Origin of the sequence: Peptostreptococcus russellii, assembly GCF_003012055.1 — a bacterium.
GTDB classification, from domain to species: Bacteria; Bacillota; Clostridia; order Peptostreptococcales; family Peptostreptococcaceae; genus Peptostreptococcus; species Peptostreptococcus russellii.
On the sequence record NZ_JYGE01000001.1, the window covers coordinates 87,292 to 104,205 of the forward strand.

Sequence of the window (16,914 nt, forward strand, 5' to 3'; positions counted from 1 at the left end):
GTCAATAATTTTGTGTAAATGATTCTTCCCTACTGCAGATTGTTTCTAATTCTCAATCAGTTGGCTTAGCATTTGTTCAAGTTCGCCTTCGGCCTGTTGAAAGCCTTTATGACTGCGACCTAGGAATTTTTGGTTGTAAGTATCAAAAGACGAGACTAAGAAACGTTCCATCGACTCTTCGTTTTGGAACTGTTCCTTGCGGTGGCTGTATTTCTTGATTTGCTTATTAAAGGATTCAATCAAGTTCGTAGAATAAATACTCTTGCGTATGGCCAAGGGGAAATCATAGAAAGTGAGCAAGTGATCGTTCGAAAGAATCGATTCAACCACTTTTGGATAGCTGGTTTTCCTTTTTTCCGCAAAAGCACCACGTGCTTCCAACGCCACCTCTTTAGATGAGGCTTGATACACCATTTTAAAATCATCACAGACTTCCTTACGATCATCGACACGCACTTTGTGACTGATATTACGGGAAACGTGTACACAACAATGTTGAAAACGAGCTTTGGGATAGAACCGACTAATCGCTCCTACCATCCCCTTTAAGCCATCCGTGATGAACAGGAGGACATTTTTCAAACCGCGCTCTTGAAGGTCCAATAAAATTTCCTCCCAAATCGTGATGGATTCAGTCGGTGCAATCGCATAGCTCAATACTTCCTTTGATCCGTCCGGGCGAATGCCAACTGCGATATGAATAGCTTCCTTGGCGACGGTTTTCCGCTTTAACGGAATATACGTTGCGTCCATATAAATAGCAGCATAACGGTCATGAAGCTCCCGCCCTTTAAACGCCGTTACCTCTTCTGTAAATGATTTTGTTATATTGGACATGGTTTGGGGCGTGTAGTAATGCCCATACATTTTCTCAATCAAGTCTGCGATTTCCGACATGGTAATACCTTTTCGGAAGAGGTGAATGACGGTCTCCTCTAACGTGTCATTCGTCCGTCTATAAGCAGGAACAGTCTGTTGCTTGAACTCACCATTGCGGTCGCGCGGAATCTGGAGATGAAGTTCCCCATACTCGGTCTTGACCGTACGGTCATAGGAGCCGTTACGAGAATTACCCGTGTTAAAACCAATGCGATCATACTTTTCGTAATCTAGGAAAGCCGTTAACTCCGTTTTGAGAAGCGTATTGACTGCTTTCTCCAAATGGACACGGAATAATTCATTCAAATCGCCTTTGTTCGCTAGAGTCTTTAGAATTTCTGTAGTAAAATCGTTCATAGGGAAGTCCTCTCTTCTGTGAATGTGTTGTGGTAACTCTATTCTACAGAAGGGACTTCCTTTTTTCTATTTACACAAAATATTTTACACTCTCCATTATAACAATTGGGTTAAAAAGAAAATAGATAGTATTCTACCTCATATTTATTTGAAAGTAATATATAAAAGACGTTCAAATTCGAACGCCTCTCGTTAACCAAATATTGGATTCAGAATCTAGTTTTCATATATAAACAGAGTATGATTAGGTGCAAAAATTGCACTTTTATTGCACTTTTATTTTTATTTATAGTGTTTTACTGTTCTGTATATTGTTTTAACTCCCTTGATAGTATCGCATTCTGTTTTATACACTTTACGTTGAAAACAGAGTGGGAGTAGTTAAAAACAAACAAGAAAACCCATAAAACCAATGTTTGTAAATCTTTGAAATTCTCAACTGGAACGAAATTGGGTAAAAAAGTTTTTTAGAATAACTTCATAAATAGTGCCTAGTGGCTTACGAATAGAAACACCATAGAGATCTGAATAAGATTCTATGGTGTTTTTTGGTGTGTGTATTTATTTTTAAATCTAAACAGATTTCTAAAGGTATCGAATTCGATACGGTTAAAACTTGGGTTAAAATAATTGGATTATATACTTAGTATTGAATTGTTTTTAAACTAGTCGATTTCGACCAGTTTAAAATGAGGCTATACATTTATAGTGTAATAATTATTTTTTAAACCTAGACTTTTTAGGATAAGACAATTTCCAATTACTAAGTCCTACCTGCACCATGAAATGGCTATGGGAAGCAAAAAAGCTGTGTTTAAAGGGATTAGAGTTCATGATTTAAGGCATTCCCATGTATCTTTATTAATTGAATTAGGATATTCAGCAATAGCTATAGCATATCTATAGGTCATGAATCCATCGATATAACCTATAGATATGCTCATTTATTCCCAAGCAAACAAAATGATATGGCTAACTCCCTATCCACTATAAGAAAAAGCAACTTAGATGATGAATGGGAAAAATTATTGGAGGATGAAGATGAGTAAGGAAATAAAAAAACAAGTTAAAAGAAAGAGAAATAAGATAATTTCTTTTAGGGCAACAGAAAAAGAAGCTGACCTATTAGATAAGAAAGTAGAGATAAGTGGACTCTCCAAACAAGACTATATTATTAGTTCATTAACTGCCTCTACTGTGTCTATTAAAGCTGATTATAGACTTGAAGATAAATTTACTCTAGAAATATTTAGACTAGCAAAAGTTGTAAAGAAATATGGAAGATTGGAAGAGGGAGACCAAGAGATTTTAAGGTTTTTAATAGAAATTTACTATGAAATCAAAAAAGAAAAAAGCCTTTAGCACAAAGGCCAAAGGCACACCCCATATGGAATGTTTCTACCAAATTCATTTTACCATATGGGGTCTGTTTTGAACAGCATAAGGAGGTAAAAAGAATGGAAAAATATAAATATCTACCAGAAGAAATGAAAAAAAGAAAAAGATTTGTAGGTTGGAGAAAGGAAGAATTAAATGGTAAAGTAGCCAAGCTTCCCTTTTCCCTAATTGATGGAAAAGCTAATGATTGGAATCATCCAGAGCGATGGATAGCTTTTAATGAAGCTAAGACTATGAATGAGCCTCTAGGCTTTGTTTTAGTGGAGGAAGATAGGGTTATCTGTATAGACTTAGACCATGCAATTCAAGATGGAAAGCTAACTTCTATGGCAAAAAAAATTATAGAGAGTTTTACAGGGACATATATGGAGTTATCCCAATCAGGCCAGGGAATCCATATTTTTGTCCAAGGGACTATTCCAGATAATCTTAACTTATCAAGTAGAGGAATTGAGATATACAAGAAAAATAGATATATAGCTCTTACAGGAAATATAGGAGATGGATCCCTCTTTCCTAGAAGTAATAAACTTTTAGAAAAAGAAGATGAATTAAATAAGCTTTATAAGAAATGGACACAGGGGAAAGAATCCACCTTAAAACAAATTAGAGAGTATAAGTATGAGCCTTTAAACAAGTTTTCTAGACTTGATGACCTAAGCCTAGATGAAATACTAACCACCATGGAAAGAACCAATAGCAAGGCAAGTATGCTTATCTCAGGAGCTAGCCTAACAGGTGACCATAGCAGGGATGACTTTACCTTTCTAGTACTTGCTAGAAACTATACAGATGGAAATCCCAGCTTAATGAAAGAACTCTTTTTAATGACACATTTAAATCGCCTAGCCACCAATGAGAAAAGAAGGGATGATAGAAAGTATCTTGAATATGTAGAAAAGACTATAGAGAAAGTCTTAGGCCTTGGAAATTTTGTGGCCTTTGACTGGAGCAGACACTTTGAATACAAGAAAAGGACTAGGGCCTATGAAAGAGTTTAAACTAACTTTTCCTGAAATAGACCATTCCTATTCTTTAATCGATTTACAGAAAACAGTAAAAGGTAATGTAAAGCAGATTACAGGAAATATCGTCACAGTACTTCTTAATCCAAAATATTGTAGGGCTAAGAAAATATATGAAGGACAAATCTTCTATGATAAATTTACCAATGAGATTAAATTTCAAGGCAAGATTATAGGAGAAAAAAGTATAAAACCAAACCAAATTAGGCTATGGGATGACTCACTAAATAACAGGCTAGGACTTGAAATAGAAAAGCATTTTGGGCTTAATTACAATGCTAATAAAATGTGGGATGCAGTTAGTTTTGTAACCCATCAATATGAGATAAGTCCACCAAGACAGTATCTAAAAAATATTAATTGGAAGGGAGATAAAAATGCAATTCGAAAACTTCTTCCAACTTATCTAGGAACTGAAGATACAAAACTAAATGCCTGGATTATGGAGCATATGATTTTAGGTTTAGTAAAAAGAGTCTTTGAGCCAGGGTCTAAGTTTGATGAGATGATGGTCTTAGTAGGTGGTCAAGGAATAGGAAAATCTACCTTTGCTAGATACTTGGCTATTAAAGATGATTGGTTTTGTACCATTGAAAACATTCAAGGCAAAGATGCTGTCATGAACTTAATGGGAAAGACGGTTGTAGAAATTGAAGAATTTGTAGCCTTAAGAAATGCAAAGTCTGCCAATGAAGCGAAATCATTTTTATCTAAACTTAGTGATAGAATAAGAATCCCTTATGAGAAATTTTCAACAGATGTTCCTAGGACTTGTATTTTAATTGGAACATTAAACGAAAGAACTTTTTTAAATGACCATACAGGAGAGAGAAGATATTTACCTGTAGAATATCACAAGGAAAATAGAAAGAAGGCTATTTATCTAGACAAAGATTTTCAAGGTGAACAATCAGAAAAAGATTATTTAGATTCTATTAGAGAGGATTTTAACCAAGCCTTGGCCTATGGATACAAACTTTATAAAGAAAAGAAACATTCTTGGACCATGCCAAAAGAGCTACTTGAAGATTTTTATCAGGAACAAGAAAAGTTTAAGTATCTCAACCCAGATGTAGAAGATATTCGCTACTTCTTAGAAGAATACAAAGTAAAAACACAAGAGCCAAATATAACTTGTTTTAAGGAATTATCCATGCAAGGCTATCAGATTAAATCAAAATCCTTTTCTGAAATCATGGACAATTATTTTCCAGAATGGAAGCCAGTTCGCTCATCAAAGACTAAAAGAATTTCCCCTAGTGGAATATCTATACCAGTAAAACTTTATTATAAGAAGGAAGAAAAGATAGAAGAAAGTTTTGTAGAAGTAGATAAGGTTGATTTACCAAAAGAATGGCAAGAGTCGGAGCAGATAGAAATGGACACAGGAGAGAATGATAAAGAGAAATTGTAACTATGTAACTTGTAACCGAGATTTTAAAACCCTTAGAATTAGGCTGGTAGAAATGGAAGTCTAGTAATATCAAGGCTTGTAGGAATCAAAATAAGAATCAATGCCTTATTTGAGGACTTTTGAAATAGTAGGTTACAGTTACAATCCCCCTGTGCCTATTAAAACTTTAGTAGCAAGCACAGTAGCTGTACGGACAGCTACGGGAAAATTGTAAAAGTAAGTCCTGTTGGGCTTACTTCTACATATAAAATTTTCTACTTGTTCCTATCAGAATGATTTAGGGGTTCCCCCTAAGACCCTGTTTAAAATATAAAAGAAAAGGAGAAGAATATGGCGAATAGATATAGAAATGAAAGAATTGAAATCAAGCTGACCAAGGAAGAAAAAGAACTTTTCAAGAAAAAACTTGAACTAAGTAAATCAAAATCAATGGGACATTTTATAAGGAAAAGTGTTTTAGAAGCCCCTATATTTGTAATAGATATGAATGTTTTTAGGAAGATGCAGACCCTTATTGGGAGGAATGCAAACAATCTTAATCAGATAGCTAAAAGAATAAATACTACAGGAGTAATCTATAGGGAGGATATTTAGGATTTTAAAAAAGAAAATGATAATATATCAAAAGAGATAATGAAGATACAGAATATCCTAGCGAGAAAATATATTTAAAACTACTTACAGGTGTAATAAGAAAGGAAGTCTGTTATAATTATAGTAATGATTGAATTTACAGAAGGAGACAGGGATATGCAAGATTTTGGACAGGTGGTTTTCAAGATTAATCAAGTCTTGGAAGATAAAAACATAAGCAAAAACAAACTAGAAAAGGATGCTAATTTACAGAGGATTCAGCTCAATTCATATTGCAACAATAAAGTTAAGCGAGTAGATCTAGCTACACTAGCAAAGATTTGTTATGTTTTAGATTGTGAATTAAAAGATATTATGGAATATAGAAGAAAGTAAATATAAAATAAAAAGGAGAGAGAATATGACAGGAAAAATTTATAGTCAAATAGTCAGTTTTATTTGGTCTATTGCAGATGATGAATTAAGAGACGTTTTTGTTAGGGGAAAATATAGGGATGTAATTCTACCTATGACTGTACTAAGAAGATTGGATGCTGTATTAGAAGATACAAAAAAAGAAGTTATGGAAATGAAAAAAAGGCTTGATGAAATGGAAGTTTTAAATCAAACAGAGGCACTTTGTTCTGTATCAGGACAAGCTTTCTATAATGATTCTCCCTTTATACTTAAAGATCTAACCTCAAGAACTAAAAAACAGCAATTAGAAGCAGATTTTTTAGCTTATTTGGATGGATTTTCACCAAACATACAAGAAATATTAGAAAAGTTCAGATTTAGAGAACAGATTAAGGTTATGACAGATGCAGATGTTTTAGGAGATGTAATAGAAAAATTTGTAAGTCCCAGAATAAATATAAGTCCAAACCCAGTATTGGATGACAATGGAGATATATTACTACCAGGTCTTGATAATCATACTATGGGTACAGTTTTTGAAGAACTAATAAGAAAATTTAATGAAGAAAACAACGAAGAGGCTGGGGAACACTTTACACCAAGAGATGCTGTAAGACTTATGACTGATTTAATGTTTAAGCCTATAGCAGATAAAATAAGTGATGGAACTTATCTTTGCTATGATGGTGCTTGTGGCACAGGGGGAATGTTGACTATAGCAGATGAAAGGCTTAAGGAATTAGGGAAAAAGAATAATAAAAACTTTTCAATACACCTTTATGGTCAAGAAAGCCAACCAGAAACCTATGCTATAGCTAAGGCTGATATGATTTTAAAAGGTGATGGTTCACAAGCTAATAATATATCTTATGGCTCAACCTTGTCTGTAGATGCTAATCCAACTACGGAATTTGATTTTATGATATCAAACCCGCCTTATGGAAAGTCTTGGTCATCTGATGCAAAAAAAATGGGTGGAAGAAATAAACTAACAGACTCTAGGTTTGTGGTTAACTTTGGAGATGAAGAAGAGTTTAGGATGGTTCCTTCTCAATCTGATGGTCAAATGTTATTTCTAGCCAATAATATTGCTAAGATGAAGCACAGTACACCACTTGGTAGTAGAATAGTTCAAGTACATAATGGATCGTCATTATTTACTGGAAATGCAGGAAGTGGAGAGAGTAATTTAAGAAGATATATAATAGAAAATGATTACTTAGAGGCAATAGTAGCCTTACCTGAAAATATGTTTTACAACACAGGAATAGCTACTTATGTTTGGGTTCTTTCTAATAGGAAAGAAGATGGAAGAAAGGGTAAAATCCAGTTAATAGATGCTACTAGCTTTAAAAAACCTCTTAGGAAAAATCTAGGGAATAAAAACTGTGAAATATCAGAAGAATTAAGAGAAGAAATAATGAAAATGTATTTAGATTTCGAAGAAAATGAATTCAGTAAAATATTTGAAAATGAAGAGTTTGGATACTATGAAATAACAGTAGAGAGACCACTTAGGTTAAAGGTAACCCTAAGTCAAGAAAATTTAGACAAGCTAGAAGAAAGTCTAAAGAAGAATGATAAATATATATTTGACCTAGTATTAAAGCTAAAAGAGAAAGAAAGAAAAGAAGAATATTTAGATTATAATTTATATATAGAAAAATTAGAAAACCTAGCAGAAGAAAAGGATGAAAAATTTTTAGCTAGGCATAGAAAACTTATACAGGACAACTTAACTATAGCTGATGAAAAGGCTAAAAAGCTTATAAAGTCCTCAAAGAAAAAAGGTAAAGAAGATCCCATCTATGGAGTATTTAGAGAGGATAATCTATATATAGAATATGAACAAGATACAGATCTAAGAGATACAGAAAGAATTCCTTTAAACTATAATGGAGGAATAGAAGGATTTTTCAAGGAAGAGGTTATTCCCTATGTTGGGGATGCTTGGATAGATGAAAGTAGAACTAGAATAGGCTATGAAATAAGCTTTACAAAATATTTTTACAAGCCAGTAAAATTAAGATCATTAGAAGAAATAGTAGAAGATATAAAGGCTTTAGAAGAAGAGACAGACGGCTTATTAGATGAGATAATAGGGGGCTAGATAGAAATGAAATTTAAGCCTTATGAAGAATATAAAAAAGTAGATTTACCATGGATAGATAAAATACCAAGTCATTGGGAGATGAGTAGGATTAAGGATTCTATAAATTATAATACAAATGGTTACTGGGGAGAAGAACCAGAGGGTAATAAACATGACTATATATGCATTAGAGTTGCAGATTTTGATATGAAGAACTATTCTGTTACTAAAAATAAGCAGTTAACTAAGAGAAATATAAGGTTAGATAACAATGATAGAAGATTTTTAGAAAAAGGGGATCTCTTGATAGAAAAATCAGGTGGAGGAGAGAAACAACCAGTTGGTAGAGTTATACAATACAATATGAAAGAGAAAGCAGTATGTTCAAATTTTATATCTAAAATTAATATTAATAAAAAAAATATTAATAGTAAATATGTATTATTTTTATTAAATAATATTTGGGACACTAGACATATAATGCCATATATTAAACAAACAACTGGAATACAAAATTTAGATGATAAATCTTTTTTTAGTAATTATATTCAGATTCCCCCAAAAGAAGAACAGGATAAAATATCAGACTTTCTAGATTATAATTTAGGTAAAATAGATAAATTTGTAGAGCTAACAGAAAGGCAGATAGATCTTTTAAAAGAGCAAAAGGAAGTTATAATTAGTGATGCTGTAACTAAGGGAATAGATAAAGATGTAGAGTATAAGGATAGTGGTATAGATTGGATAGGAGAGATACCAGCGCATTGGGAAGTTACTAGGGTGAAATACATCGGTAAAATTTTAAATGGTGGCACTCCAAATAGTAGTATATCAGAATTTTGGAATGGAGATATTTTTTGGGTAACTCCTAAAGATTTATCTAAAGTATCCAAGTATATTTATTCTTCCGACAGAAAAATAACAAAAGAAGGATATAAAAATTGTTCTACATCATTAATTCCCAAAAATAATATAATAATGGCGACTAGAGCTCCTATAGGTAACATAAAGATAAATAAAATAGAAACAACAATAAATCAAGGATGTAAAGCTATCTTAGTGGATAAAAATCTAATTGATTTAGATTACTTATATTTTTTATTAAATAACTATCTAGAAGAATTACAATTACTAGGAAATGGGGCTACATTTGTAGAACTATCAACAAGTAATTTATCTCAATTTAAAATAAATATTCCTCCAAAAAAAGAACAAAAAGAAATTGTATCTTATATTGAAAAAGAAACTAGTAAAATAGATAGGACTATAGAGCTTTATAAAAGTCAAATAGAGTTAATTAAAGAATATAGGACTAGCTTAATAGCTAGTGCAGTTACTGGAAAGATAGATGTTAGGGATTTCTAGGAGGCGAATTGTTTGGCTATTACAAAACAAATTCCAATACCAGCTGATTTAGATGGATATATACTTTTGAAATGTCCATATTGTAAAGAGTTTTTTAAATTAAAAGCATCAGATATTAAGGCAGAGGAATATTATCAAATTTGGTGTCCCTCTTGTGGATTTATAGCTGATAACTATCATACAGATGAAGTCTATGACTTAGCTGAAAATATGGCTATAAATATATTTAATGATCTTATATTTGATGAATTGAACAAGATGAGTAAAAAGGTAAATAGAAATAATAAATATATTAAGCTGGAAACTGGGAAGAAACCAAAAGCATTGCCAGAGAATCCTATTAAAAGTAGGATAGATTTGTTAGAAATACAGACTTATAAATGTTGCAATAAAAAAGTTAAAATAAGTCCATTAGTAAAGTTTACAGTAAGTTATTGTCCTTTTTGTGGGAGGGATTATGATGAATATCGATAAAAAAGAATTGAAACAAACATCCTATGAATTTAGGAGTAAATCTAGTAGGTTATTAAGTTGCAATTTTGATAGCTTTAGTAGAGATTTAAATAGATTTGTAAATTTCATAGAAGAGGAAGAATTAATTTATGATTTTATTAAATCTTTTAATATAGATAATTTTAATATTGAAGATAGAATTCAAGAAGATATAGATAATAACAATAAATTTAATATTGGAAACACGGAGGAAGAAGAGATATATATAATATATCACCTTTTAAGATATTGTATTAAAATCGAAGGCCTTCCATATAGCTTATTATTAAAATATGCAAATGGTAGTAGGAGATATGATGATATGATTAAAAACTTTAATGATGAAGTTTCATTAATTTTTATAAATCATATTGGAGATTATTTGAATAAAATCAAGTTGGAAATGGGGTATGATGAGGAAATGAAGTACAATATTCACATGGGAAATAATGGACAAGTAAATATCGCTGAAGATAAGTCCACTATAAATGCTGTTCAAAATAATAATACTAATGATTTAGAAAAATTATCTAAGAATATAAAGGATATTTTAAGGGATTTAGATTTAGATAACCAAATTAAAGAAAACATAGAAGATAATATTGAAGTATTAGAATCTGAATTATTGGAAGAAAAACCTAGAAAAGGATTTATAAGGACAGCTATAGATGGTCTTCAAAATTCACTACCAAATATAAAGGATCATATAGAATTAACTGCAAATATAACAAGTATTATAGGATTTGCAATGGCTGTAATTAAATAAATAGGGGGTGAGATAGTTGTTTACTAATGTAAAAGAAGAGGGACTTGAAGATATAATTGTAGAATATCTTGTGGAAAACAACGAATATGAGCTTGGAAATACTGGAGATTATAACTTAGACTTTGCAGTAGATGAAGGAAGACTTATAAGGTTCTTAGAATATACACAGCCTCAACAAGTAGAGCTTTTAGGCATAAAGGAAAGTGAACATAAGAAGAAACAATTTTTTGATAGATTATCAAAAGAAATCACTAAAAGAGGAATTATAGATGTACTTAGAAATGGTATAAAAGTATATCCAGCCGATTTAATAATGTTTTATTTAACTCCGTCAGATATGAACCTAGAATCACAAAAAAACTTTAACAAAAATATTTTTTCTGTTATTAGACAGCTACAGTATTCTAAAAGTAATAGAAGATTGGCTTTAGACCTGGCTATTTTTATAAATGGTTTACCTGTAATTACTATGGAACTTAAGAACACCCTAACTAATCAAAACTATAAGGATGCTATATATCAATATAAAAATGACAGGGATTCAAAAGATTTACTTTTTCAGTTTAAAAGATGTATGGCTCACTTTGCAGTTGACGATAATGAGGTATATTTTTGCACAAAATTAAGTGGGAATAGTTCTTGGTTCTTGCCTCTTAATAAGGGTTTTCAAAATGGTAGGGGCAATCCTCCTAATCCTAGTGGCATAAAGACAGATTATTTGTGGAAGATAATATTAGAAAAAAATGAACTTACTAATATTATAGAGAACTATGCTCAACTAGTAGTAGAGGTGGATGAGCAAACTAAAAAGAGGAAAGAGAAACAAATATTTCCTAGATACCATCAGTGGGATGTTGTAAAGAAACTGTTAGCAGATGTTTATAATAATGGAGTGGGGAAGAAATATTTAATTCAACATTCAGCGGGAAGTGGAAAGAGTAATTCTATAGCTTGGACAGCACATCAACTAGTTTCTCTTGAAAGAGAAGGGAAAAACCTAGTTGACTCTGTAATAATAGTTACAGACAGGGTTATACTTGATAAGCAAATAAGAGATACCATAAAGCAGTTTATGCAAGTTTCTAGTACTGTAGGTCATGCTGAAAGCTCTGCAGATTTGGCAAGGCTTATTAATGAAGAGAAGAAGATAATTATAACCACTGTTCATAAATTTTCATTTATATTAGACGAGATTGGAACTTCTCATAGGGATAATAAGTTTGCAATCTTAATAGATGAGGCACACTCTAGCCAAAGTGGTAGTTTATCAGCCAATATGAATATAGCTCTTTCAGGAATTGATGAAGAAGAAACTACGGAAGATAAGATTATTAGAATAATGGAAGGCAGAAAGATGCTTGATAATGCTAGTTATTTTGCCTTTACTGCTACACCTAAGAATAAAACTTTAGAGATGTTTGGAGAAGAAGTTCTTAAAAATGGAGAAACAAAACATGAGCCTTTCCATAACTATAGTATGAAACAGGCCATAGAAGAAGGATTTATATTGGATGTATTACAAAACTATACAACTATAAAAAGCTATTATAAATTAGCAAAGATAGTGGAAGATGACCCTATGTACGATACAAAAAAAGCTCAGAGAAAGCTAAGAAATTATGTTGAGTCTAATGAATATGCTATAGGTCAGAAAGCAGATATAATGGTAAATCATTTTCATGAACAAGTAATAAATAAGGGCAAGATTAATGGACAGGCTAGGGCCATGGTTATAACCAGTAGTATAGAGAGGGCTATAGAGTATTATTATGCAATTGAAAAATCTTTGGCTGAAAGAAAAAGTCAGTATAAAGCTATTGTTGCCTTTTCTGGAGAGAAGGAGTTTAAGGGGCAAAAGTTAACTGAATCCAAAGTCAATGGATTTCCAAGTTCTCAAATTGAAAAGAAAATAAAACATGATCCCTATAGATTTTTAGTTGTTGCAGATAAGTTCCAGACAGGTTATGATGAGCCCTTACTCCATACTATGTATGTAGATAAACCTCTTTCTGGAATAAAAGCTGTACAAACGCTTTCTAGGTTAAACAGGTCTCATCCTGGTAAGGTTGATACATTTATTTTAGATTTTGTAAATGATGTTGATCTTATAAAAGAAGCTTTCCAATCCTACTATACAACTACAATTTTATCAGAAGAGACGGATCCTAATAAACTATATGATATACAAAGTGAGCTAGAATTTCATCAAGTGTATTCTGATTATCAAATTAAAGAACTAGTTGAAAAATATATTAATGGGGTTAGTCGTGAAAAATTAGATTATATATTGGATACTTGTGCTAAAGAATATAAGAAACTTGAAGAAGATCAACAAATAGATTTTAAAGGTAATGCAAAGGCTTTTGTAAGAACCTATGGTTTTTTAGCATCAATATTGCCTATTGGAAATATTGAATGGGAAAAACTTAATATATTCTTAAGATTATTAATTCCGAAACTACCTTCACCTAAGGGGGAAGACTTATCTAAGGGCATATTGGAATCCATAGATTTAGATAGTTACCGAGTTCAGGCACAAAAAAGTTTATCTATAGTTTTAGAGGATGAGGGTGATTATGAAATAGATCCAGTACCTACAAGTGGAAAGGCTTATATTGATAATCCAGAACTAGATTATTTAAGTAAAATATTAGACGTTTTTCATGATATGTTTGGAGATATAGATTGGAAAGATGAGGACCAAGTTAAAGATCATATATCAAAAATTCCAAAGGCTGTAGCAAAGGATAAAGCCTATCAAAATGCTATGAAAAATTCAGATAAACAAAATGCTAAACTAGAAAGTGAAAGAGCATTAGGTAGGGTTATTATGAACATGATGACAGATAATATTGAAATTTTCAAGCAATATCAAGATAACGATTCATTTAAAAAATGGCTTTCTGACTTAGTTTTTGATGTAACTTATAATACTGAGGGGAAAGAGTTTGATAGTGATTTAAGGATTTAAATAAATAAACAAGATTGCATCTATCTCAAATTTAAGGTAGGGTGATAACTTGATAGATTTTGATGATGATTTATTAGAAAAAATAAAATATAAGATTGATGTTAATGAAAACATAAAAGACTTTGTTTTAAATAATAATAATTATTTTATTATAAGTAGCTACGCACAATTGAAAGATTTAAATAAAATATATAGATTTATTAACATATTAAATAAGAAAAAGTCGGATAGTGAAAAATATGATGCTGAATTAGAAAAAGTGCTAGAAAACAATTACTTCATTATAAATTTTGACTTAGATTTAAAGAAAACTAAGGTAGAATTCTTAAACAAGGGTAATTTTCTTTATATAAGAAATAGCATCTTTTTTGGAGAACTAACAAATATTGTAGACATAGAAGATGAAGAGTGTTTTGAAGGTAAGTTGATATTAGATGATTGTTTTGTTAAAAAAGAAATAGATTTTATTTTTGACCCAGTTTATTTTGAAGCTAAGGGATGTAAATTTAAAAATACAATAAAAATTCATGATTTACCGGATGGTTTTGTAGCATCACATTCAGAATTTAAAGATATAGATTTAGAATCTTTTTCTTTGGATAAAGCTTATCTTTATGGCTGTTATGGAGATAGATTAAGTATTAACTTTGATTATTATGAACCTGATTTTAAATCATTAAAAATGGAAGATTGCACTTTTGAAGAAGTGATTGTTAATTCCAATGAATCTGCGAGTAAGGTCATAAGTGAAGAAATAATTTTAAATCGATGTAATTTTGATTTGTTTTATTTTAATAAATTACTAGGATTAAGATTAATAATCGATGGAAATAACATAGGAAATATTAGCGTTATAAAATCAATAATTAGTCAAGAATTTATTTTTACCAATCAATCATTTAACAGTATAAATCTAATTGATACTTACTTTACTGGGAAAACCTTATTTGATTTAGATTTTGTTGAATATGCAGATATGGACAAAACACTTAAGAATGATCTAACAGACGAAGAATTTCTTTATAATATTGAATCCTTTTTAAGAATTGCGGTGAATGAAGAAAATCCAGAAATAAAATTAAAACTAAAGTATTTTAAGGATTACCAAAAAAACAAAGTATATAATAGAGGCATAACGAGATTTTCAAACAATCTGTTGGATCTTACTACTGGATATTTTACAAATTATAAAAGAATAGTGATTACCATGGTTAGCATTATAATTATATTCGGGTTTATATATTCATTGTTTCCACGGAATATTTTAATAGATGGGCAATCGTTAAATTTCATTGCAAGTGGTGATTATTTGAGTATCTTATACAATTCAATGTATTTTTCTTTAATAACTTTTACTACTATTGTTTACGGTAATATATCTCCTATAGGAATATTAAAATTATTTTCAGGAATTGAAGGATTACTAGGTGTCTTAACTACTGCCTCTTTAATTACTGTTTTTGCAAGAAAGTTCACTTAAAATATAATATTTATTGAAGAATAAGAGCAAATAGGGAGGATGCAAGAATGGACAAGGATAAAATGTTTAATCTTATTCAAAAAGACATTGGTAAAATTGAACAACAGCTTAATAATAGAAATGGATCACAAGAACTTTGGAATGATTTACAAGTTAGATATTCAATGATTTTATCAGATCTTGTAAAACATGTGAAAGTTGGTGGCAAAATAGCAGCTGTAGGGCAGGAGTTTGATTATAGGCCTGAATTAAAGAAGCTGAAAACGGCTTTACTTACTTGGATAATGATGAATGAGGATAAATTAGAATTAAGCAAAGAAAATATAGATAATGAAGCGAAAGATTTACTGAATGAAGTGCAACAAGAATCAATAGAATCAGAATTAAGAAGTTTGATTATGGAATCAAAATTGTATATTCTTAAAAAAGATTTTACAGAAAAGAAAATTGGACTTGATAAAATATGGGATGCTTTTGAGCGATTAAAAACCATGAAATCTTCAGATAAGAAAAATTCTATAGAGCGAATTATTGATGAGATTTCGGGTGGGGATGAAGAATTAAAGCTTCAAATGGATGAAGAGTTTAGACTATTAACAAAGATAGGCAACGCTTATTCCATTAGACATCACGAAGTTGATCAAAAAAAATTTCCAAACAATGAATATATAGAATATTTTTATTTCCGTATGTTAGCATTAGTATCTTTTGTTTTAAATATGCTCAATATGGAGGAGTAAATTACACATCTTATTGGAACTGGGACTGGAACGGGTAAAATTAAGTTGAAATACATCTAAACTAGACGGATAGAACATAAATAAACGGCCAAATAATGGCTAATTTAAAAGCTTTTGCATATATTTGATGATACAAAATGTAGAGTGGGAATAAACTAAAAGTTTATAAATAATAAATTTTAAAATCAAAAGGGTTAAATATCACTTATACCAATGTGATATTTAGCCCTTTTTAATAATATTTTAATATTATGCGTATATAATTAAGAAAGCAGGTGATTATTATAGATACAATAATAAGTTTTTTAAGAATAATAATAGTAAATCTGGTAATATTTCAAATATTACCAGAGAAGTTTTCAAGCTTTAACTTTCTGATATCCTTATAAATTTAATAAGAAAGTAATTCAAGTATGTTTTATAATGTGTATTACAGCCAATTATAGATTAGTATTTAGTAATAAAAATAATATAATAGTAGTATTAAAGAATCTTACTAAATATGGAATTAGTATATCTATAATAATAATTATTAGCTTTTTATTTGATTCATTATTTGAATTTGGAAAAAAAGAAGAAACAAACAAAGAAAAACTACCTATATTAATTAGAGAGAGAGGATATGACCTAAATAGATTGAAATTGTATTTAAAGGAAAAAAATACAAATATAATAGGATTAAATGGGGATTTTGGCACAGGAAAATCACTTATTATAGAATATTTAAAGAAAGATTTGGGAAGTGAATATTATATTATAGAAATAGACGTTTTATCCTCTAACTCAGATGATATTCAAATTATATTAATGAATGAAATAGATAAGATTTTAAGAAATCATGGTATTTTTTCTAGATATTCACCTAAACTTAGAAGTTTTTTTAGTGAAAATAATATTTTAAGAAATATAGAGTTAGGTTTTTTTATGATGACACAATTTTTATAA

Annotated in this window: 13 protein-coding genes and 1 pseudogene; 13 read left to right on the forward strand and 1 reads right to left on the reverse strand. The window is 30.4% G+C overall.

What is annotated here, in order from left to right:
• Positions 1-45 precede the first annotated feature (45 nt).
• Positions 46-1,236 (reverse strand): IS256-like element ISLgar5 family transposase, encoded by a 1,191-nt coding sequence (locus UF10_RS00425; RefSeq protein ID WP_000997693.1) that lies wholly within the window; start codon positions 1,234-1,236, stop codon positions 46-48.
• A 1,041-nt stretch (positions 1,237-2,277) separates the two neighbouring features.
• On the opposite strand from UF10_RS00425, the gene UF10_RS00440 reads away from it, so the two are divergent.
• From UF10_RS00440 to UF10_RS00500, 13 genes and pseudogenes are all read left to right on the forward strand, one after another.
• On the forward strand, positions 2,278-2,598 hold the full coding sequence (locus UF10_RS00440; RefSeq protein WP_242968995.1) for a plasmid mobilization protein: 321 nt from the start codon (positions 2,278-2,280) through the stop codon (positions 2,596-2,598).
• A 95-nt stretch (positions 2,599-2,693) separates the two neighbouring features.
• On the forward strand, positions 2,694-3,635 hold the full coding sequence (locus UF10_RS00445) for a hypothetical protein (RefSeq protein WP_106775881.1): 942 nt from the start codon (positions 2,694-2,696) through the stop codon (positions 3,633-3,635).
• Positions 3,595-5,073: a virulence-associated E family protein gene (locus tag UF10_RS00450; protein ID WP_242968996.1), complete on the forward strand. Its 1,479-nt coding sequence runs from the start codon at positions 3,595-3,597 to the stop codon at positions 5,071-5,073. Before UF10_RS00445 ends, UF10_RS00450 begins: the two co-directional genes overlap by 41 nt.
• Before the next feature lie 330 nt (positions 5,074-5,403).
• Positions 5,404-5,745 (forward strand): annotated as a pseudogene (locus UF10_RS00455) (plasmid mobilization protein).
• 48 nt (positions 5,746-5,793) lie between these two features.
• Positions 5,794-6,042, forward strand: coding sequence for a helix-turn-helix domain-containing protein (locus UF10_RS00460; RefSeq protein WP_242968997.1), 249 nt, complete (start codon positions 5,794-5,796; stop codon positions 6,040-6,042).
• Between the two features lie 25 nt (positions 6,043-6,067).
• Positions 6,068-8,173: a type I restriction-modification system subunit M gene (locus tag UF10_RS00465; protein ID WP_106775883.1), complete on the forward strand. Its 2,106-nt coding sequence runs from the start codon at positions 6,068-6,070 to the stop codon at positions 8,171-8,173.
• A gap of 6 nt (positions 8,174-8,179) precedes the next feature.
• Positions 8,180-9,520 carry a restriction endonuclease subunit S gene (locus tag UF10_RS00470; protein ID WP_106775884.1) on the forward strand — a complete coding sequence of 447 codons (1,341 nt, stop codon included), beginning with the start codon at positions 8,180-8,182 and terminating at the stop codon, positions 9,518-9,520.
• 12 nt (positions 9,521-9,532) lie between these two features.
• Positions 9,533-9,994 (forward strand): hypothetical protein, encoded by a 462-nt coding sequence (locus UF10_RS00475; RefSeq protein WP_106775885.1) that lies wholly within the window; start codon positions 9,533-9,535, stop codon positions 9,992-9,994.
• On the forward strand, positions 9,981-10,778 hold the full coding sequence (locus tag UF10_RS00480; protein ID WP_106775886.1) for a hypothetical protein: 798 nt from the start codon (positions 9,981-9,983) through the stop codon (positions 10,776-10,778). Before UF10_RS00475 ends, UF10_RS00480 begins: the two co-directional genes overlap by 14 nt.
• 16 nt (positions 10,779-10,794) lie before the next feature.
• Positions 10,795-13,749 (forward strand): type I restriction endonuclease subunit R, encoded by a 2,955-nt coding sequence (locus UF10_RS00485; RefSeq protein ID WP_106775887.1) that lies wholly within the window; start codon positions 10,795-10,797, stop codon positions 13,747-13,749.
• A gap of 49 nt (positions 13,750-13,798) precedes the next feature.
• Entirely contained in the window at positions 13,799-15,229 is a 1,431-nt protein-coding gene (locus UF10_RS00490) for a potassium channel family protein (protein WP_106775888.1), read from the forward strand.
• A 47-nt stretch (positions 15,230-15,276) separates the two neighbouring features.
• On the forward strand, positions 15,277-15,969 hold the full coding sequence (locus UF10_RS00495) for a hypothetical protein (protein ID WP_106775889.1): 693 nt from the start codon (positions 15,277-15,279) through the stop codon (positions 15,967-15,969).
• 423 nt (positions 15,970-16,392) lie between these two features.
• Positions 16,393-16,914, forward strand: a complete 522-nt coding sequence (locus tag UF10_RS00500; RefSeq protein WP_106775890.1) for a hypothetical protein — start codon at positions 16,393-16,395, stop codon at positions 16,912-16,914.

Bases quoted from the DNA above. Each gene is read 5' to 3' on its own strand.
- UF10_RS00465 (WP_106775883.1), top strand. From the start codon at position 6,068: ATGACAGGAAAAATTTATAGTCAAATAGTCAGTTTTATTTGGTCTATT.
- UF10_RS00425 (WP_000997693.1), bottom strand. From the start codon at position 1,236: ATGAACGATTTTACTACAGAAATTCTAAAGACTCTAGCGAACAAAGGC.
- UF10_RS00445 (WP_106775881.1), top strand. From the start codon at position 2,694: ATGGAAAAATATAAATATCTACCAGAAGAAATGAAAAAAAGAAAAAGA.
- UF10_RS00440 (WP_242968995.1), top strand. From the start codon at position 2,278: ATGAGTAAGGAAATAAAAAAACAAGTTAAAAGAAAGAGAAATAAGATA.
- UF10_RS00470 (WP_106775884.1), top strand. From the start codon at position 8,180: ATGAAATTTAAGCCTTATGAAGAATATAAAAAAGTAGATTTACCATGG.
- UF10_RS00480 (WP_106775886.1), top strand. From the start codon at position 9,981: ATGAATATCGATAAAAAAGAATTGAAACAAACATCCTATGAATTTAGG.
- UF10_RS00495 (WP_106775889.1), top strand. From the start codon at position 15,277: ATGGACAAGGATAAAATGTTTAATCTTATTCAAAAAGACATTGGTAAA.
- UF10_RS00500 (WP_106775890.1), top strand. From the start codon at position 16,393: ATGTGTATTACAGCCAATTATAGATTAGTATTTAGTAATAAAAATAAT.
- UF10_RS00460 (WP_242968997.1), top strand. From the start codon at position 5,794: ATGATTGAATTTACAGAAGGAGACAGGGATATGCAAGATTTTGGACAG.